Below are 17659 nucleotides of genomic sequence, written 5' to 3'. Positions count from 1 at the left end.
CGAAAGAAAAGCGAGGCATGCCGACAGGAAGGCTGAAGCACATCTTGAGACCGGCGAGGTGGCAGCCTGCAGGCTGCCACTTCGCCTTTGTATGAATCAACCTTTGGCAAATGCGACCCGTCCGCCTGACGAGTCGACGACGATCTTGTCCTTTGCTCCGAACTGCCCTTCGAGAATCGCCCGTGCAAGCGGATTCTCGATGTGCTCCTGGATTGCACGCTTGAGGGGACGCGCGCCGAAAATCGGGTCGAAACCAGCCGCAGCAAGTTCGGCCAAGGCAGCGTCGGTGACCTGGAGCGTCATATCCAGGCGTGCGAGACGACGTTCCAGATACTGCAGTTGAATGCGTGCGATGCTCGCGATATGCTTTTCATCGAGTGCGTGGAACACGACCACTTCGTCGATCCGGTTCACGAATTCCGGTCGGAAGAAGGTCTTCACCTCAGCCATCACCGCCAGTTTGATGACTTGGTAGTCGTCACCGGACATCTGCTGGATCATCTGGCTGCCGAGGTTCGACGTCATCACGATGACCGTGTTCTTGAAGTCAACGGTGCGCCCCTGTCCGTCCGTCATGCGCCCGTCGTCCAACACCTGCAGCAGGACGTTGAAGACGTCGGGATGCGCCTTTTCGACCTCGTCGAAGAGGATCACCGAATATGGCTTGCGGCGCACCTGCTCGGTCAGGTAACCGCCTTCTTCGTAGCCGACATAGCCCGGAGGCGCCCCGATCAGACGGGCGACCGAATGCTTTTCCATGAATTCGCTCATGTCGACGCGGATGAGATGCTCCTCGGAATCGAACAGGAACTCTGCGAGCGCCTTACACAGTTCGGTCTTGCCCACGCCCGTCGGGCCGAGGAAGAGGAAGGAGCCGTAGGGCCGGTTCTCGTCGGACAATCCCGCGCGGGAACGGCGAATCGCATCCGAGACGAGGCGCACGGCTTCGTCCTGGCCGACGACCCGCGAATGCAGGCGCTCTTCCATCCTCAACAACTTCTCGCGCTCGCCCTGCATCATCTTGCTGACCGGAATACCGGTCGCACGAGACACGACTTCGGCAATTTCCTCGGTGCCAACCTGGGTGCGCAACAGCTTGAACTTGCGCTCTCCGCTGCCCGCCTCTTCGGCCACCTTGAGCTGCGCCTCAAGCTGCGGCAACTTGCCATACTGCAACTCTGCGAGCTTGTCGTACTGGCCCTTACGCTGCATCTCCGCCATCTGCGCACGCAGCTTGTCGATTTCTTCCTTGATGTGCTGGCTGCCCTGGACGCTGGCCTTCTCCGAGCGCCAGATTTCATCGAGGTTGGCGTATTCGCGCTCGAGTTTTTCGATTTCGTCGCGGATCAGCACCAGACGCTTTTGCGAGGCCTCGTCGGTTTCCCGCTTGACCGCTTCCTGCTCGATCTTGAGCTGGATGAGACGCCGTTCGAGCTTGTCCATTACTTCGGGCTTGGAGTCGATCTCCATCTTGATGCGCGCCGCCGCCTCGTCGATCAGGTCGATGGCCTTGTCGGGGAGGAAGCGATCGGTGATGTAGCGATGGGACAATTCGGCCGCCGCGACGATGGCCGGATCGGTGATGTCGACGCCGTGGTGCAGCTCGTATCTCTCCTGCAGGCCGCGCAGGATCGCGATGGTGGATTCGACCGAAGGTTCTTCGACCAGCACTTTCTGGAAGCGCCGTTCGAGCGCGGCGTCCTTTTCGATGTACTTGCGATATTCGTCGAGCGTTGTCGCACCGATACAGTGCAGTTCCCCGCGAGAGAGCGCGGGCTTGAGCATGTTGCCGGCGTCGATCGCCCCTTCGGCCTTGCCCGCTCCGACCATCGTATGGATCTCGTCGATGAAGACGATGATCTGCCCTTCCTCCTGGGCAATTTCCTTCAGCACCGATTTCAGACGCTCCTCGAACTCGCCTCGGTACTTGGCGCCGGCGAGCAGTGCCGCCATGTCCAGCGACAGCACACGCTTGCCCTTGAGTGTCTCCGGAACCTCGGCATTGACGATGCGCTGAGCCAACCCCTCCACGATCGCCGTCTTGCCGACGCCAGGCTCGCCGATCAGGACCGGGTTGTTCTTCGTACGCCGTTGCAGAATCTGGATCGCCCGCCGAATTTCATCGTCTCTCCCGATCACGGGATCGAGCTTTCCTGCGCGAGCGCGCTCCGTCAGATCGATGCAGTACTTCGTCAAAGCTTCGCGCTGTCCTTCAGCATCCTGGCTTGCCACGCCCGCTCCGCCCCTCACCGCTTCGATGGCAGCTTCCAGCGCTTTCCGTGAAAGACCGTGCTCCTTCAGCGTCCGCCCCGTGTCTCCCTTGTCGTCGGCCAAGGCGAGCAGGAACATTTCGCTCGCGATGAACTGGTCGCCGCGCTTCTGCGCTTCGCGATCGGCGAGGTTCAGCAGATTCGACAAGTCCCTTCCGATCTGCACCTCACCGCCGTGGCCTTCGACCTTGGGCAGGCGCGCAAGCAGCTTGTCAAGCGACACCTTCAACGGCGGCACGTTAACACCGGCACGTTGCAGCAGCGACACCGTGCCGCCATCCTCTTGTGCGAGCATGGCGAGCAACAGGTGGGCAGGCTCGATGAATTGCTGATCGTTGCCGACGGCGATGCTTTGGGCATCGGACAAGGCCTGCTGGAATTTTGTGGTGAGCTTGTCGAAGCGCATGAGGGAGATCCTTCTATTGGAGGGCTACCGCGAAGATGGGGGCGCCACGACACAATTCAACAGAGGTCCCGGAAACGGGTCGATCCTCATTATGGGTAACGAAGGGCAGCTTCCCTCGTAACAAAGCTTGTAGAGATATTGCTGCGCTGCAGCATTCATGTTGAAATATATCGATGCACCTTAGCGTGGCACCAGAAGTAACGCCAATGTGCTATGTTGTCAAAATTAAACGCTGCACGACGGGACTCCGTCTGCAAGCGGCATCAACGAGAGCTCTCGGAGGAAGAAAATGGCAAGCAAACAGGATCAGTTCAACGAACTCCAGAAGAAGAATTTCGAAGCGGCCATGCGTCTTGCGCAGCTGTCGATCGAGAATTCTCAGCGCATCATGGAACTGCAGGTTGCAACCGCGAAAAGCCTGTTCGAAGAAGGCGTCGAGAACGCCAAGGCTCAATCGGCTGCCAAGGATCCCAACGAACTCCTTAACCTCCGTTCGCAGTACGCTCAGAGCACCGCCGAAAAGATGCTGGGATGCGCCCGTGAATTGGCCGAACTGACCACGCGAGCCCAGACCGAACTCGGCAAACTCGTCGGCGAACAGCTTTCGAGCGGCGGCAAGGACGTGTTCGAAGCCATGCAGAAGATGTTCTCGGGAATGCCGATCAGCGATCAGAACGCTATGACCGCCATCCAGTCCGCCATGGACACGACCCGAGCGGCCTTCGATCAGATGACCCGTGCTTCGGCCGAGGCGTTCCAGACGTTTACGCAGCAAGGGGGCAAGGGCAAGAAGTAAGCCCTCGCGGACCGCTCAATGAATTACGGCGCCTGAGGGCGCCGTAATTTTTTGCTCCACCGAAGCCGCAATATCGCGTCTAACGTCTCTCCCAGCGCCGCGCCGCGCTGTCGTCGCTGTCGCGCGCATCCACCCAGCGCGCGCCGTCCGGTGTTTCTTCCTTCTTCCAGAATGGTGCGCGGGTCTTCAGATAGTCCATGATGAATTCGCAGGCGGCGAAAGACTCTCCGCGATGAGCGCCGGCAACCCCGACAAAGACGATCCGGTCTCCCGGCTCTAGACGCCCGTATCGGTGAATCACCCGCACGGCGTGCAATGACCAGCGCGATCGCGCCTCGGCAACAATCTCCTCAAGAGCCTGTTCGGTCATCCCGGGATAATGTTCGAGAGTCATCGCGGCGACGGTCGCACCTTCGCTGATATCCCGTACCAAGCCCACAAAGCTCGCGACCGCTCCAACCTCGCGCCGATCTTCGGACAAGGCGGCAATCTCGGCCCCGACATCGAAGTCGGACTCCTGAACGCTCACCGACATCGTCAACCTCCGGTCACGGGCGGAAAGAAGGCGATCTCGTCGCCCGGCATCACGGGGTCCGACGGCGAAGCCATGCGCTGGTTGCGCGCGGCTCTGACGTTGCGCCCTTCCTCGAGCGCGGCCCAGCCCTCGCCGCGATCGGCCAGAAAGGTCCTCAGTTCGCCCACTGTCGAAACCCCGGAAGGTAAAGTGAAGCTTTCCTGTGCACAACCGACGGCATCGCGCAGCGCCGCAAAATAGAGAATCCGTACTGTCATCTGTCAGTCCTGCAGCTCGCCATATGGCAGGAAACGCACGGCTTGGCCGCGCATGATTGGCGTATCCGCCGGCACGTCGACGAGACCGTTCGCCCAGACGATCGACGATAATGCAGCAGCCCCCTGGTTTTCGTAGATTTCCACGCCCCCGTTCTCGTTCGTCCGCGCCCGCAGGAATTCGCGCCGTCGATCGGGTTTCTTCCAGTCGAAATCCGCAATCAGCGTCAGCGCGCGGGGCCGGCAATCCTTGGCACCTTGAAGCGCCAGGATGAACGGCCTGACCATCAGCAGGAAGGTCACGAAACTGGAAACGGGATTTCCCGGCAAGCCAATAAACGAAGCGGCCCCGACACGGCCGTATGCGAGCGGCTTGCCGGGCTTCATGGCAATCTTCCACATGTCGAGGGAACCTTCTGCCTCCACCGCCGGCTTGACATGGTCTTCCTCACCTACGGAAACGCCGCCGCTGGTCACGATGAGATCATGTCCGTCGGAAGCTTCCCGCAATGCGGCACGGGTTGCATCAAGCCGGTCCGGCACGATACCGAAATCGGTCACCAGGCAACCGAGCTGTTCGAGCAGCACGCGCAATTGAAACCGGTTGGAGTTATAGACGCCGCCGGGCGGAAGGGGTTCGCCCGGCATCACGAGTTCGCTGCCCGTTGAAAAGAGCGCCACACGCACGCGCCGGAACACGGGCACTTGCGCGATCCCGACCGAGGCGGCAAGTCCGATTTCCTGCGCGCGGATGCGGGTGCCGGCTGGGAGCACCACGTCTCCGGCAGCGATTTCGCTGCCTGCGCGTCGCAATGCTTCGCCGATTCGCGGAACGTGATTGATCGTCACGCGATCATCCGCAAGTTCGCAAAGTTCCTGCATCACGACGGCATCCGCGCCGGAAGGCAAGGGCGCCCCGGTAAAGATGCGCGCGGCGGTGCCGGGCTGCAGCGCATGACCGACGCTGCCCGCCGGGATGCGTTGCGACACCGGAAGCGTTGCTCCGGAACCTGGCACGTCGGCGACACGCACCGCGTAGCCGTCCATCATCGACGTGTCGAGCGCCGGGACCGAAATCGCCGAGCGCAGATCGGACGCGAGAATCCTGCCCTGCGTGACGATCGTATCGGCCATCTCGACATCCGACACCGGACGTACGTGCGCCAGCAGCTTGGCCAACGCGTCGTCAAACGAAAGCATGTCGTTGTTCATGGCGAGAGGAGTAATTGAGGATGTAATCGGCAATCGCGACCACGTCGTCGAGAGCGAACCGAGTGAGCGGACACTCGATATCGACATCGCTCGCAACCGCGACGATGTGCGGATTTTCCTGCCAGAGCGGTGTCTTGCCGTTGGATGGACGATGCACCTCGAGCTTCGGAACCGACGCCGCCTTGAAGCCTTCGATCAGCACGACGTCGCAGGGCGACAGCAGACGCAATTGCTCGTCCAGTGTCGGCTCTGGGGCGCCGCGCAGCTCGTGCATCAAGACCCAACGCTCGCCGGACAGCATCAGCACTTGCGTCGCGCCGGCTTCGCGATGCCTGTACGAGTCCTTGCCGGGCCGATCGAGATCGAAGCCGTGATGCGCATGCTTGATCACGGATACCGAAAGTCCACGCCCGCAAATTTCCGGGATGAGCTTTTCGATGAGGGTGGTCTTTCCCGAACCGGACCAGCCGGCGATTCCAAATACGATCATCTGTGCCTGAAACTTGGGGGACAGGTCGGACAGGATACAACAGCGCTTACGGCTGCGCGCAAGGGAGTGCAACCACGGCAGCGAAACCACCGCCTGGCGTACGGAAATTCGTCGTCTGACCACGGTACAAACGCGCTGCCGCAAACTGGACTCGCCCGCGATAGGCGTACGCACGCAGATCCATCTTGAGGTCCGTCGGCTCTCCACCAACACTCAGCCTCCGAGCGCTCGGCGGCACGAGGCGCTGGGCAATGTAGTCGCCTACCAGGATCGACTCGAACGTGCTTCGCGTGAGCTTGTCGCCGCGATAAGCGGCACGGCTGCCAAAGCCAGCTGCCGGCTTGAAGAACAGGTCCCGGCGCTCCCGCCAGAGGGTTTCCGCATCTTCCGGACGAACCGTGCGTGTCTGCGGAACGCCTTGCGCCAGAATTGCCCGGGTCTCCGGATCGACTCCGCACCTTTCCAGGAAGGCTTCGTCGCCGAGAAGAACGAGATTGCGCTTGTCGGCAAATAGTGCGTGCGCTCGCGGGTGAGGCGTGATGACGGCAGCCTGTTCCCGCCACGCTGCGGCGAGGGCTGCGCTTTGCGGCTCATCAAGGTCGAAATCCGTGAGCCGGTTGTAGACGAGGTCGATTTCCTGCCCGTCCAGCCAGAGACGCCCCGCCTCGAAGTGCAGCGCAGTCGGATCGCAAATATAGGCTGCGTAGCCGCAGCGCTCGAAAAGCCGTTGAAACAACAGGAACTCGGGCAGCAGGTACTGCGATCGTGGTTCCTGATCGACGATCGCAATCGTCCGCAAGGGCGCATCTCCGCGCATCGCGCGCCACTCTTCGCGGAACATGTCCAGAAACGCGCGCTCGGGATCCGAAGGACTGCCCTCTGATACCATCGCGCGTAGTGGCTCGACCTCTGCACAGCACGCGCGCTGAGCCCGGGCCAGCGCGACGTTGAGCAGTCCACCGCCCGCGTTCGTGTTGATCTCGATCAGTCGCGGCCCTTCCGGAGAAAGATGGAAGTCGTATCCGAGGAAGGCCCCCGCTGCCGCCGACTGAATGCGGGCGTTGGCAGGAGCGGCTTGGAGAACCGCGGCCTGCCAGCCGGCAGTGGCCGCAACACGTTCCACCGCATCGACGATCTCCGCGATCCGCTCAAGCTGTGGCGCCGCAACAAAGACGACCGAATCGGCAAAGAGATGAGGACGTGTCGTGTTGATCGTCGCCAAGAGTGCGCCGTCGCGCGGATCTCGTTCCAGTTCGGCGCGCAGGCGCTCATGGTCGAGCGACACGCACTGGCAGCCACGGTTAAGCCGCTCGGCGATCTCATGGCAATCGCCTTCGTCGACTGCCCGCGACAGCGGGTCACATTCGGGATGGGTGCTTGCCGTCATGGCGTTACCATGGATCGGGATACCTGAATTCACGCGCTTGCCGGCGGCGGCAACTTTTCGAGGAAGGCGACCGCATCCTCCTCTGCCCGGGTTCTGCGCATCGCCGGCAGACTACGCCACACGACTTTGCCGTAAGGCTTTTCGATCATGCGCGGATCGCAAATGCACAGGACGCCGCGGTCCCGCTCGCTGCGGATCAGGCGGCCTGCGCCCTGCTTCATGTTGATCACCGTGCGCGGCAACTGATAATGCATGAAGGGATTGCGCCCGCTCTTTTGCAGGTGTTCAACGCGCGCGGCCAACACCGGGTCATCGGGCGGAGCGAACGGCAGCTTGTCGATGACGACCAGCGAGAGCGCGTCGCCAGGGACATCGACCCCCTCCCAGAAACTCTGGCTGGCGACCAGCACGGCATTACCGAGCCGGCGGAAACGATCGAGCAATTCAGTGCGCGAGCCTTCGCCCTGCAAGAGCACGGGCAGTTCTTCGCCTTCCCGTTGAAGCCCATCGACGATCAGACCGTGGATCCGCTTCATCGCCCGCAAGGACGTACACAGCACGAAGGCCCTGCCCCGGGCGGCACGGATCAGCGGCAGCGCCTTGCATGCAACGGCATCGGTGTAGTCAGGGTGGTTGGGATCGGGCATCCCCCCAGGCGCGTACAGCAATGCCTGCTCGCCATAATCGAAGGGACTTCCCCACACCGCGGTCATCGGCGGCACATCGAGCCACGACAAGCCGAGTTCGTTGCAATAGTGGGTGAAGTCCTGACCCACGGCCAGGGTCGCCGACGTAAAGATCCAGGCTCTGGGATGACTTTCGAGCTGACGCTTGAACACGCCCGAAACGTGCAGCGGCGTTGCGTTCAGTGCGGCCGATTGCGCAAAAACCTCGACCCAGCGGATATAGTCGGTGGATTCGGGCGACTGCCATCTGGCCAGCCGCTCCTGCATTTCGGTACTGCGTCGCAGGCAGTTGGCCAAGCCCTCCGAGCGCTCGGCCTGCGTGTCGAGAACCTTGTCGAACCGTTCGAATTCGGCCCCCAGGGCAACGAGCGCCTTGTCGAATTCCGGCAGGGCCGCTGCCTGTTGCGCCGAAAGACGGGCCGGCTCGGCGCCGAACGCGAGTCTCAGATCGCGGGCCGCTTTTTCCAGCGCACGCGAGGCATCGATCAGGTCACGACAGTCGCGCGCCGCAGCGAGTGTTTCGGAGCGCGTATCGCGTGCGAGTTCCAGAACCTGGGCCGTCGAAACGTTTTCGCCGAAAAAAAGACTCGCCGTTTCCGGCAACTGGTGCGCTTCATCGAAAATTACGGCATTGCAGGACGGGAGCAATTCTCCCATGCCCTCGTCGCGCAGCATCACGTCCGCAAAGAAGAGGTGATGATTCACGACGACGACGTCCGCATCCATCGCGGCACGACGCGCCGCCAGAACGAAGCACTCCTTCACGTTCGGGCATTCCTGCCCGAGGCAGTTGTCCCGCGTGGATGTCGCAGCAATCCAGGCCGGGGAATCCTCCCGCACCTCGGTACATTCGGCCTTGTCACCCGTCTGGGTTGTCTTCGCGAAGCGTGCGATCGCCCTGAGATCGGATGCATCCTGCGCAGTCAGGAATCGGCCGTCACGCGCATTGCGCTCCAGATGGTAGGGGCACACGTAGTTCGCGCGTCCCTTGAGCAGCGCGATGGATACAGGTACCCGAAGCGCGTTGCGCACCGTCGGGAGATCGCGATTGAACAACTGATCCTGCAGCGTCTTCGTACCCGTCGACAGGATCAGCTTGCCTCCGGACAGCAAGGCGGGAACGAGATAGGCGAAGGTCTTCCCGGTACCGGTGCCCGCTTCTGCGACCAGCACGCGATTTTCCTTCAGCGCCTCGGCAATGAGCCCTGCCATTTCGAACTGTTGCGGGCGCGGACGGAACGACGGCACCGTAGCCGCGAGCGGCCCCTCCGGCGAAAACGCTTGTTTCAGGTCGATCATCGGGCGATGCACTCCGCCACGTGCCTTTCACCGCAGCGCAGAGTCGTCATTCCGCGCCGGCTATTCGACACGATGGGCTTCGGCAAGATAGTCGCGACTGCGCATTTCCATCAGGCGGCTGACCGTACGGACGAATTCGTGCGCGTTGTGGCCTTCGGTGTACAACTCGGAAGCTTCGACCTCGGCACTCGCAATCAGTTTGACGCGATGGTCGTAGAGCACGTCGACGAGCCAAGTAAAGCGGCGTGCTTCGGATGCATTGCCGGCACTCATGCGCGGGATTGCGGACAACAGCACCGTGTGGTGCTCACGCGCAATCTCAAGATAGTCGTTCTGGGAACGCGGACCGCCGCACAGCGTCGCAAAGTCGAACCAGATGACGCTTGGCGCGTGTCCTAAAACAGGCAGCTTGCGTTCGAAAAGCTCGATATCGCCTTTCAGCGCGTCCGCACCGGACAAACGGCGGAAGTCCTGGCGCATCTTGCGCTCGGCTTCCGCTTCTGCCGGAACGAGATAGATCTCCATCTTTTCGAGCGTACGCAGCCGATAGTCGGTTCCGTGGTCGACTTCGAACACGTCGAAGCGCCGCTTGATCATTTCGATCGTCGGCACGAAGTTGATGCGCTGCAGCCCATTCGGATAGAGCCCATCCGGCGGGTAGTTGGAAGTCATCACGAAGATCACGCCGCGCGCGAACAGCGCATCGAGCAGACGCCCGAGGATCATCGCATCGGCGATATCCGAGACATGGAACTCGTCGAAACACAGGAGACGTGTCGCGCGGGCCACGCGGTCGGCGACCCGTTGCAGCGGATCGGGCTCGTTGTTGAAATTTTTCAGATCGTTCTGCACTTCCTGCATGAAGGCATGGAAATGCACGCGGCGCTTGCGCTGATAAGGCACCGCGTCGAAAAAGCAGTCCATCAGGAAGCTCTTGCCGCGCCCGACCCCGCCCCAGAAATACACGCTACGCGGCATCCGCGGCCGCGTGAACATTTTGCGCAGCGTGCCGCGCCGGGCCGCCTTGAAACCGACCAGTTCGGTGTACAACTCTTGCAGACGTTGTGCGGCGGCACGCTGCTCGGGATCGGACTTGTAACCACGGGCCTTGAGTTGCGCCTCGTAAGCTTCGAGCATCCCGTGCTGCGGGACTTTCAGGACACGATGGGGCATGCGAAACAGCCTGATGCGAGATTCAAAATGAAATGAGGGGCGGTCCGGGATTATCCCGCACCGCCCCTCGCGAGACCAGCCTTCTATCAGAAGTGCAGCGGACGCTTATCGACCGCCAACGCAGCCTCGTGCACGACTTCCGACAGCGTCGGGTGCGCGTGGCAGATCCGCGCGAGGTCTTCGGACGCAGCGCCGAATTCCATCGCCACCACGGCTTCGGAAATCAGCTCCGACGCGTTTGCACCGATGATGTGCACGCCGAGGATCCGGTCAGTCTGTGCGCAGGCGAGCATCTTCACGAAACCAGTCGGGTCGCCCGAACCCAGCGCACGGCCGTTGGCCATGAACGGGATCTTGCCGGCACGGTAGGCAACGCCTTCGGCCTTCAGCTGCTGTTCGGTCTTGCCAACCCACGCGATTTCGGGCGAGGTGTAGATCACACCCGGAACGAGATCGAGGTTGCAGTGACCCGCCTGCCCCGCGATGATTTCGGCAACCATCACGGCCTCTTCCATCGCCTTGTGCGCAAGCATCGGGCCGCGGACCACGTCGCCCACTGCATACACGTTGGGCAGGTTGGTCGCGCAATGGCCGTCAACGATGATCTGACCGCGCTCATTGACGTTCAGGCCCACTGCGCCGGCGTTGAGGCCATCGGTATTGGGCACACGGCCAACGGAGACGACCAGGCGATCGCACTCGAGCGTCGCTTCCTTGCCGTCCTTGTCGGTGTAAGCGAGCGATACGCCCTTCTTGCCGACCTTAGTTTCGCCGATCTTCACGCCGGTCTTGATGTCCAGCCCTTGCTTGCCGAAGACCTTCAGCGCTTCCTTCGCGACGTCCGTATCCGCAAAGGGCATGAAGTCGGGCAGCGCTTCGAGCACGGTCACTTCGGAACCGAGGCGACGCCACACCGAGCCCATTTCCAGACCGATCACGCCAGCGCCGATCACGCCCAGCTTCTTCGGCACGGAATCGAAATCCAGCGCGCCCACGTTGTCGCAGACGATCTTGTTGTCGACCGGGATGCCCGGCAGATGACGGGGCTTCGAACCGGTAGCGATGATCACATGCTTGGCTTCGACGGATTCGTTGCCGACCTTCACGACATAGCCGCCGGGGCCCGCGCTTTCGAACGAACCGTGACCGGCCAGGAAGGTCACCTTGTTCTTCTTGAACAGGCCCTTGATGCCTTGGGTCAGCTGATCGACGACCTTGTCCTTGCGACCGATCATCGTCGGGACGTCGATGCTCACCTTGCCGCTGACCTTGATGCCCTGACCTTCGAACGAGTGTTCAGCCTCTTCGAAAAGGTGCGAGGTATGGAGCAGCGCCTTCGAGGGGATGCAGCCCACGTTCAGGCAGGTACCGCCCAGACGCGGCTCGCCCTTCGGGTCCGCGTACGGATTGGATTCGGCGCATGCGGTCTTAAAGCCGAGTTGTGCAGCGCGAATCGCCGCGACGTATCCGCCCGGGCCACCGCCGATGACGAGTACGTCGAATTGCTTGTCAGCCATTGTTCACTCCGGAAAAAAGGACACGCGGCGGCCCCCCGGACACGAGGTCCGGCGAAGCCGCCACGCAGAGCGTGAATTACACGTCGAGGATCAGGCGAGCCGGATCTTCCAGCGCTTCCTTCATCGTGACGAGGCCGAGCACCGCTTCGCGGCCGTCGATGATGCGGTGGTCGTAGCTCATCGCGAGGTAGTTGATCGGACGGATCACGATCTGGCCGTTCTCGACCACCGGGCGGTCCTTGGTGGCGTGGATGCCGAGGATCGCCGACTGCGGCGGGTTGATGATCGGGGTCGACAGCATCGAGCCGAACACGCCGCCGTTGGAGATCGAGAAGGTGCCGCCGGAGAGCTCTTCGAGCGAGAGCTTGCCGTCCTTGGCCTTCTGGCCGAACTCGGCGATCTTCTTCTCGATGTCGGCGATCGACATCTGGTCGGCGTCGCGCAGGATCGGCACGACGAGGCCGCGGGGGCTGCCCACGGCGATGCCGATGTCGATGTAGCCGTGGTAGATGATGTCGGTGCCGTCGACCGAGGCGTTGAGGATCGGGAACTTCTTCAGCGCCGCGACCGCCGCCTTGACGAAGAAGCCCATGAAGCCCAGGCGCACGCCGTGGGCCTTCTCGAACTTGTCGCCGTATTGCTTGCGAAGCGCCATGACCGGGGCCATGTTCACTTCGTTGAAGGTGGTCAGGATCGCGTTTTCGTTCTTCGACTGGATCAGGCGCTCGGCGATGCGCTGACGCAGGCGCGTCATCGGCACGCGCTCTTCCGGGCGCTCACCGGTCAGCGCGAGCGCGGCCGGTGCCGGCGCGGGCGTTGCCGGGCGGGCTTGGGCCGCGACGGCGTCTTCCTTCGTGACACGACCGCCGCGGCCGGAGCCCGCAACGTCCGCCGCAGCGACACCCTTCTCTTCGAGGATCTTGCGCGCCGCGGGGCTCGCGGTGCCGGCGGCCGCGGCAGGCGCCGAGGCGGCAGCAGCCGGAGCGGCAGCAGGCGCCGCAGCGGCAGCCGGAGCACCGGCAGCAGCCTGCGCTTCGGTGTCGATCTGCGCGATCAGCTCGCCCGAGGTGACCGTGTCGCCGTTGGTCTTGATGATCTTCACCAGCACGCCCGCGGCCGGGGCCGGGGTTTCGAGCACGACCTTGTCGGTCTCGATGTCGATCAGGTTCTCGTCGCGGGCGACCATCTCGCCTTCCTGCTTGTGCCACGATACGAGCGTCGCCTCCGACACGGATTCGGACAGTTGCGGCACTTTGACTTCGATCAGCATGTAACTTTCTCCCAGTGTTCTTGAGTTTTTGGTTCGGCGTTCAGTTGGGGGACTGAGGCGTCGTATCCTGGATCGGCCCGAAGGCGTTCTCGATCACCGCCTTCTGCTGCGCGTTGTGCTTGGCGTAGTAGCCGACCGCGGGCGAGGCGGAGGCGGGACGCGCGACCAGCAGCAGGCGGCGCTTGCCGAGCACATTGACGAGGTGCTGGCGCGAGGCGAGCCAGTACCAAGCGCCCTGGTTGCGCGGCTCTTCCTGGCACCACACCACTTCCTTGGCGTTCGGGAACTGGTTGATCGCCGCGGCGAAGGCGTCCGACGGGAAGGGGTAGATCTGCTCGATCCGGACCAGCGCCGTATCCTTGATGCCCTGCTCGCGACGGTGCGCGAGGAGTTCGTAGTAGATCTTCCCTTGGCACAGCACGACGCGCTTGACCTTCTTCGCATCGAGCGCCTCGACTTCGGGGATCACGGTCTGGAAGGTGCCCTTGGAGAGCTCTTCCATCGACGAGATCGCTTCCTTGTGACGCAAGAGCGACTTCGGGGTGACGATGATGAGCGGCTTCCTGATCTTGCGCACGATCTGGCGGCGCAAGAGGTGGAAGACCTGCGCCGGGGTCGTCGGCACGCACACCTGCCAGTTGTTCTCGGCGGCGAGGCTGATGAAGCGTTCGGGGCGGCACGAGGAGTGCTCGGGACCCTGACCTTCGTAGCCGTGCGGCAGCATCATCACGAGACCACTGAGACGGCCCCACTTCGCTTCGCCCGAGCTGATGAACTGGTCGATGACGACCTGGGCGCCATTGACGAAGTCGCCGAACTGCGCCTCCCACACGACGAGGCTATTGGGTTCGGTCGTCGAGTAGCCGTATTCGAAGCCGAGCACGGCTTCTTCGGAGAGCACCGAGTCGAAGCACTGGAAGCCGGCCTGGCCGTCCTGGATGTGGTCGAGCGGCTTGTAGATGCCTTCGTCCCAGCGCTCGCGCTTCTGGTCGTGCAGCACCGCGTGGCGGTGGAAGAAGGTGCCGCGGCCGACGTCTTCACCCGACAGGCGCACCTGGTAGCCTTGCGCCAAGAGGCTCGCGTAGGCGAGGTTCTCGCCCATGCCCCAGTCGAGCGGCGCTTCGCCACGGGCCATCGCCGCGCGGTCGTCGATGATCTTCTTGACGCGCGAGTGCAGCGCGAAGGTCGCGGGGATCGTCGACAGGCGCTCGCCCAGGCGCTGGATCTCCTGCACCGGGATCGCGGTGTCGGCGGCGTCGGTGTAGGGTTGCTTGAGGAACGGGGTCCAGTCGACGGCGAACTGGCGGTTGTGGCCGGAGAGCACCGGGTTCGACAGCAGCTCGCCGCGGTCGAGGTGTTCGCGGTACTCGGCGATGATGCGGTCCGGCTCATCACTGGCGCAGGTGCCTTCGGTGACCAGCCGGTCGGCGTAGAGCTTGCGCGTGCCCGGGTGCTTCTGGATGGTGCGGTACATCAACGGCTGGGTGACCATCGGCTCGTCCTGCTCGTTGTGGCCGAGCTTGCGGAAGCAGATGATGTCGACGACGACGTCCTTCTTGAATTCCTGGCGGAATTCGACGGCGAGTTGGGTCACGAAGGCGACCGCTTCGGGGTCATCGCCATTGACGTGGAAGATCGGCGCTTCGACCATCTTGAAGATGTCGGTGCAGTAGAGCGAGCTGCGGTAGTCGCGCGGGTCGGAGGTGGTGAAGCCGATCTGGTTGTTGATGACGATGTGGATCGTGCCGCCCGTGCCGTAGCCGCGGGTCTGGGAGAAGTTGAGCATCTCCTGGTTCACGCCCTGGCCGGCCACGGCCGCGTCGCCGTGGATCAGCACCGGGATCACCTGCTCCTTGGCGTCGTCCTTGCGGCGCACCTGGCGCGCATAGACCGAGCCTTCGACCACCGGGTTGATGATCTCGAGGTGCGAGGGGTTGAAGGCGAGCGTGAGGTGCATCGGGCCGCCCGCGGTCATCACGTCGCTCGAGAAGCCCATGTGGTACTTGACGTCGCCTGCGGTGAGGTCGGCCGCGGCCTTGCCTTCGAACTCCGAGAACAGCATCTTGGGCGACTTGCCCAGGGTGTTCACGAGGACGTTCAAGCGGCCCCGGTGGGCCATGCCGATGACGATTTCCTGGCCGCCCAGGCGGCCCGCGGTCGCGATGACTTCGTCCATCGCGACGATCGCCGATTCGCCGCCTTCGAGCGAGAAGCGCTTCTGGCCGACGTAGCGGGTGTGGAGATAGCGTTCGAGCGTCTCGGCCGCGGTCACGCGCTCGAGGATGCGCTTCTTCTTCGTGGCGTCGTACTTCGGATTCGCGCGCGCGGCTTCGAGGCGGGCCTGGATCCAGCGCTTTTGCGCGATGTCGGCCATGTACATGTATTCGGAGCCGACCGAGCCGCAGTAGGTCTGGCGCACGGCTTCGAGGATCTCGCGCAGGGTGGCGTGATCGGTCGAGAAGCCGTGGAAGGAACCGGTGTTGAAACTGCGCGACAGGTCCGCTTCGGTGAAGCCGTAGTACGAGGGCTCCAACTCGGCGATGTGCGGCCGCTCGGTGCGGCGCAGCGGGTCGAGGTTCGCCCAGCGGTTGCCGAGGAAGCGGTAGGCGTTGATCAGTTGCAGCGTGCTGACCTGGCGCTTGTCGTCGCCCTCGCCCGCCGCGACCGTGCGCACCGGGCCGCGCTTGGCCATCTCGGCGAAGGCCGCGATCACCGGGCCGTGCGCGACGTCGCGCACCGCGGCACCGGCTTGCGCCTGCAGGGCGTCGAAGTAGGCGCGCCAGGATTCGGACACCGACGACGGGTCCGCAAGGTAATTCTCGTATTGCTCTTCGATGAACGGCGCATTGCTGCCGAACAGATGAGACGTCGCTTTTTTCTGGGTCGTCATGTTGTAAAGGCCACCTGATAGCTTGTTTCTTAGCTTTTTTAGTCTGGGGCTTATCGATAACGCTAAGCCGGCACCCCGATGCAAAAACGGGATGGCCGCAGCAAGCGACCATCCCGCTGAGATTGCTATCGGGACTCCCTCCCGCCCCTCTCCATCTTCTCTTAACGCTGCGCCAGCTCAGGCACGTCGCGACGCGCGGTGCCGATGTACAGCTGACGCGGACGGCCGATCTTGTACTCCGGATCGGTGATCATCTCTTCCCACTGAGTGATCCAACCCACGGTACGGGCGAGCGCGAAGATGCAGGTGAACATCGACGTCGGGATGCCCAGAGCCTTCTGGACAATGCCCGAGTAGAAGTCGACATTCGGATACAGCTTCTTCTCGACGAAGTATTCGTCTTCCAGCGCGATCCGCTCGAGTTCCTTCGCCAGCTTGAACAGGCGATCGTTTTCGAGACCGAGTTCGCCCAGCACATCCGAGCAGACCTTGCCCATCAGCTTGGCGCGCGGGTCGAAGTTCTTGTACACGCGGTGACCGAAGCCCATCAGCTTGAAGCTGTCGTTCTTGTCCTTGGCACGCTTGATGTATTCGCCGACGCGCGACACGTCGCCGATTTCTTCCAGCATGTTCAGGCAGGCTTCGTTCGCGCCACCGTGCGCCGGGCCCCACAAGCAGGCGATGCCAGCCGAGATGCAGGCGAACGGGTTGGCGCCCGACGAACCGGCCAGACGGACGGTCGAGGTCGAGGCGTTCTGCTCGTGGTCGGCGTGCAGCGTGAAGATGACGTCGAGCGCACGGACCAGAACGGGGTTCGGCTCGTACTTCTCGCACGGCGTACCGAACATCATGTGCATGAAGTTCGCCGTGTAGTCCAGGTCATTGCGCGGGTACATGAATGGCTGGCCCATGTTGTACTTGTAGGCCATCGCAACGATCGTGGGGAGCTTGGCGATCAGACGGTTGATCGAGATGTTGCGGTGTGCGGCATCCGAGAAGTCCATCGCTTCGTGGTAGAACGCGGACAGGGCGCCAACCACACCGACCATGACGGCCATCGGATGCGCATCGCGACGGAAGCCCGAGTAGAACTTCGTCATCTGATCGTGCAGCATCGTGTGGTTCTTGATGGTCGTCTCGAACTCACCCTTCTGCTTCCCGTTCGGCAGCTCGCCATTCTTCAGCAGGTATGCAACTTCCAGGAAGTTGCACTTCTCGGCCAGTTGCTCGATGGGATAACCGCGATACAGCAGTTCGCCCTTGTCACCATCAATGTAGGTGATGCGGGACTTGCAGCTGGCAGTCGACAGGAAACCGGAATCGTAAGTGAAGAGACCGGTCTTGGCACCCAGCGTACGGATGTCGATGACATCATTGCCATGGGTACCGGTCATCACCGGGAAGTCGACAGTCTTTCCATCGACGGTTAGCGTTGCGGTGCGTTCAGTGCTCATAGGTCATCCCTTTCTGCTTG

General features: G+C 62.4%; 13 protein-coding genes. 1 reads left to right on the top strand and 12 read right to left on the bottom strand.

The window, feature by feature from the left end:
• Window positions 1-96: 96 nt before the first annotated feature.
• Entirely contained in the window at window positions 97-2676 is a 2580-nt protein-coding gene (gene clpB / locus AZKH_RS09045) for an ATP-dependent chaperone ClpB (RefSeq protein WP_015435454.1), read from the bottom strand.
• Window positions 2677-2965: 289 nt separating this feature from the next.
• Between clpB and AZKH_RS09040 the strand changes: the two genes are divergently transcribed.
• Window positions 2966-3472, top strand: a complete 507-nt coding sequence (locus tag AZKH_RS09040; RefSeq protein WP_015435453.1) for a phasin family protein — start codon at window positions 2966-2968, stop codon at window positions 3470-3472.
• Window positions 3473-3551: 79 nt separating this feature from the next.
• On the opposite strand, the gene moaE is transcribed toward AZKH_RS09040, so the two are convergent.
• From moaE to gltA, 11 genes are all read right to left on the bottom strand, one after another.
• The gene (gene moaE / locus AZKH_RS09035; RefSeq protein WP_015435452.1) at window positions 3552-4007 is read right to left on the bottom strand and encodes a molybdopterin synthase catalytic subunit MoaE; all 456 of its coding nucleotides are present in this window, start codon (window positions 4005-4007) and stop codon (window positions 3552-3554) included.
• A gap of 2 nt (window positions 4008-4009) precedes the next feature.
• A complete protein-coding gene (gene moaD / locus AZKH_RS09030; RefSeq protein WP_015435451.1) occupies window positions 4010-4264 on the bottom strand; it encodes a molybdopterin converting factor subunit 1 in 255 nt (84 codons plus the stop codon).
• A gap of 3 nt (window positions 4265-4267) precedes the next feature.
• Window positions 4268-5473, bottom strand: coding sequence for a gephyrin-like molybdotransferase Glp (gene glp / locus AZKH_RS09025; RefSeq protein ID WP_015435450.1), 1206 nt, complete (start codon window positions 5471-5473; stop codon window positions 4268-4270).
• Window positions 5448-5963, bottom strand: coding sequence for a molybdopterin-guanine dinucleotide biosynthesis protein B (mobB, locus tag AZKH_RS09020; protein ID WP_041656037.1), 516 nt, complete (start codon window positions 5961-5963; stop codon window positions 5448-5450). The genes glp and mobB overlap by 26 nt, the downstream gene beginning before the upstream one ends.
• Before the next feature lie 46 nt (window positions 5964-6009).
• Entirely contained in the window at window positions 6010-7350 is a 1341-nt protein-coding gene (locus AZKH_RS09015; RefSeq protein WP_015435448.1) for a hypothetical protein, read from the bottom strand.
• Window positions 7351-7379: 29 nt separating this feature from the next.
• On the bottom strand, window positions 7380-9335 hold the full coding sequence (locus AZKH_RS09010; protein WP_015435446.1) for an ATP-dependent DNA helicase: 1956 nt from the start codon (window positions 9333-9335) through the stop codon (window positions 7380-7382).
• A gap of 60 nt (window positions 9336-9395) precedes the next feature.
• Window positions 9396-10508, bottom strand: a complete 1113-nt coding sequence (zapE, locus tag AZKH_RS09005; protein ID WP_015435445.1) for a cell division protein ZapE — start codon at window positions 10506-10508, stop codon at window positions 9396-9398.
• Between the two features lie 86 nt (window positions 10509-10594).
• On the bottom strand, window positions 10595-12025 hold the full coding sequence (lpdA, locus tag AZKH_RS09000) for a dihydrolipoyl dehydrogenase (protein ID WP_015435444.1): 1431 nt from the start codon (window positions 12023-12025) through the stop codon (window positions 10595-10597).
• 76 nt (window positions 12026-12101) lie between these two features.
• Window positions 12102-13295: a 2-oxoglutarate dehydrogenase complex dihydrolipoyllysine-residue succinyltransferase gene (gene odhB / locus AZKH_RS08995; RefSeq protein WP_015435443.1), complete on the bottom strand. Its 1194-nt coding sequence runs from the start codon at window positions 13293-13295 to the stop codon at window positions 12102-12104.
• A gap of 40 nt (window positions 13296-13335) precedes the next feature.
• Complete coding sequence (locus tag AZKH_RS08990) at window positions 13336-16185, bottom strand: 2-oxoglutarate dehydrogenase E1 component (protein WP_015435442.1); 2850 nt, start codon at window positions 16183-16185, stop codon at window positions 13336-13338.
• A gap of 161 nt (window positions 16186-16346) precedes the next feature.
• Window positions 16347-17639 (bottom strand): citrate synthase, encoded by a 1293-nt coding sequence (gene gltA, locus AZKH_RS08985; RefSeq protein ID WP_015435441.1) that lies wholly within the window; start codon window positions 17637-17639, stop codon window positions 16347-16349.
• Between the last annotated feature and the right edge of the window lie 20 nt (window positions 17640-17659).

The organism is Azoarcus sp. KH32C, assembly GCF_000349945.1.
GTDB lineage: Bacteria > Pseudomonadota > Gammaproteobacteria > Burkholderiales > Rhodocyclaceae > Aromatoleum.
This window is presented reverse-complemented; position numbering and strand designations above follow the sequence as displayed.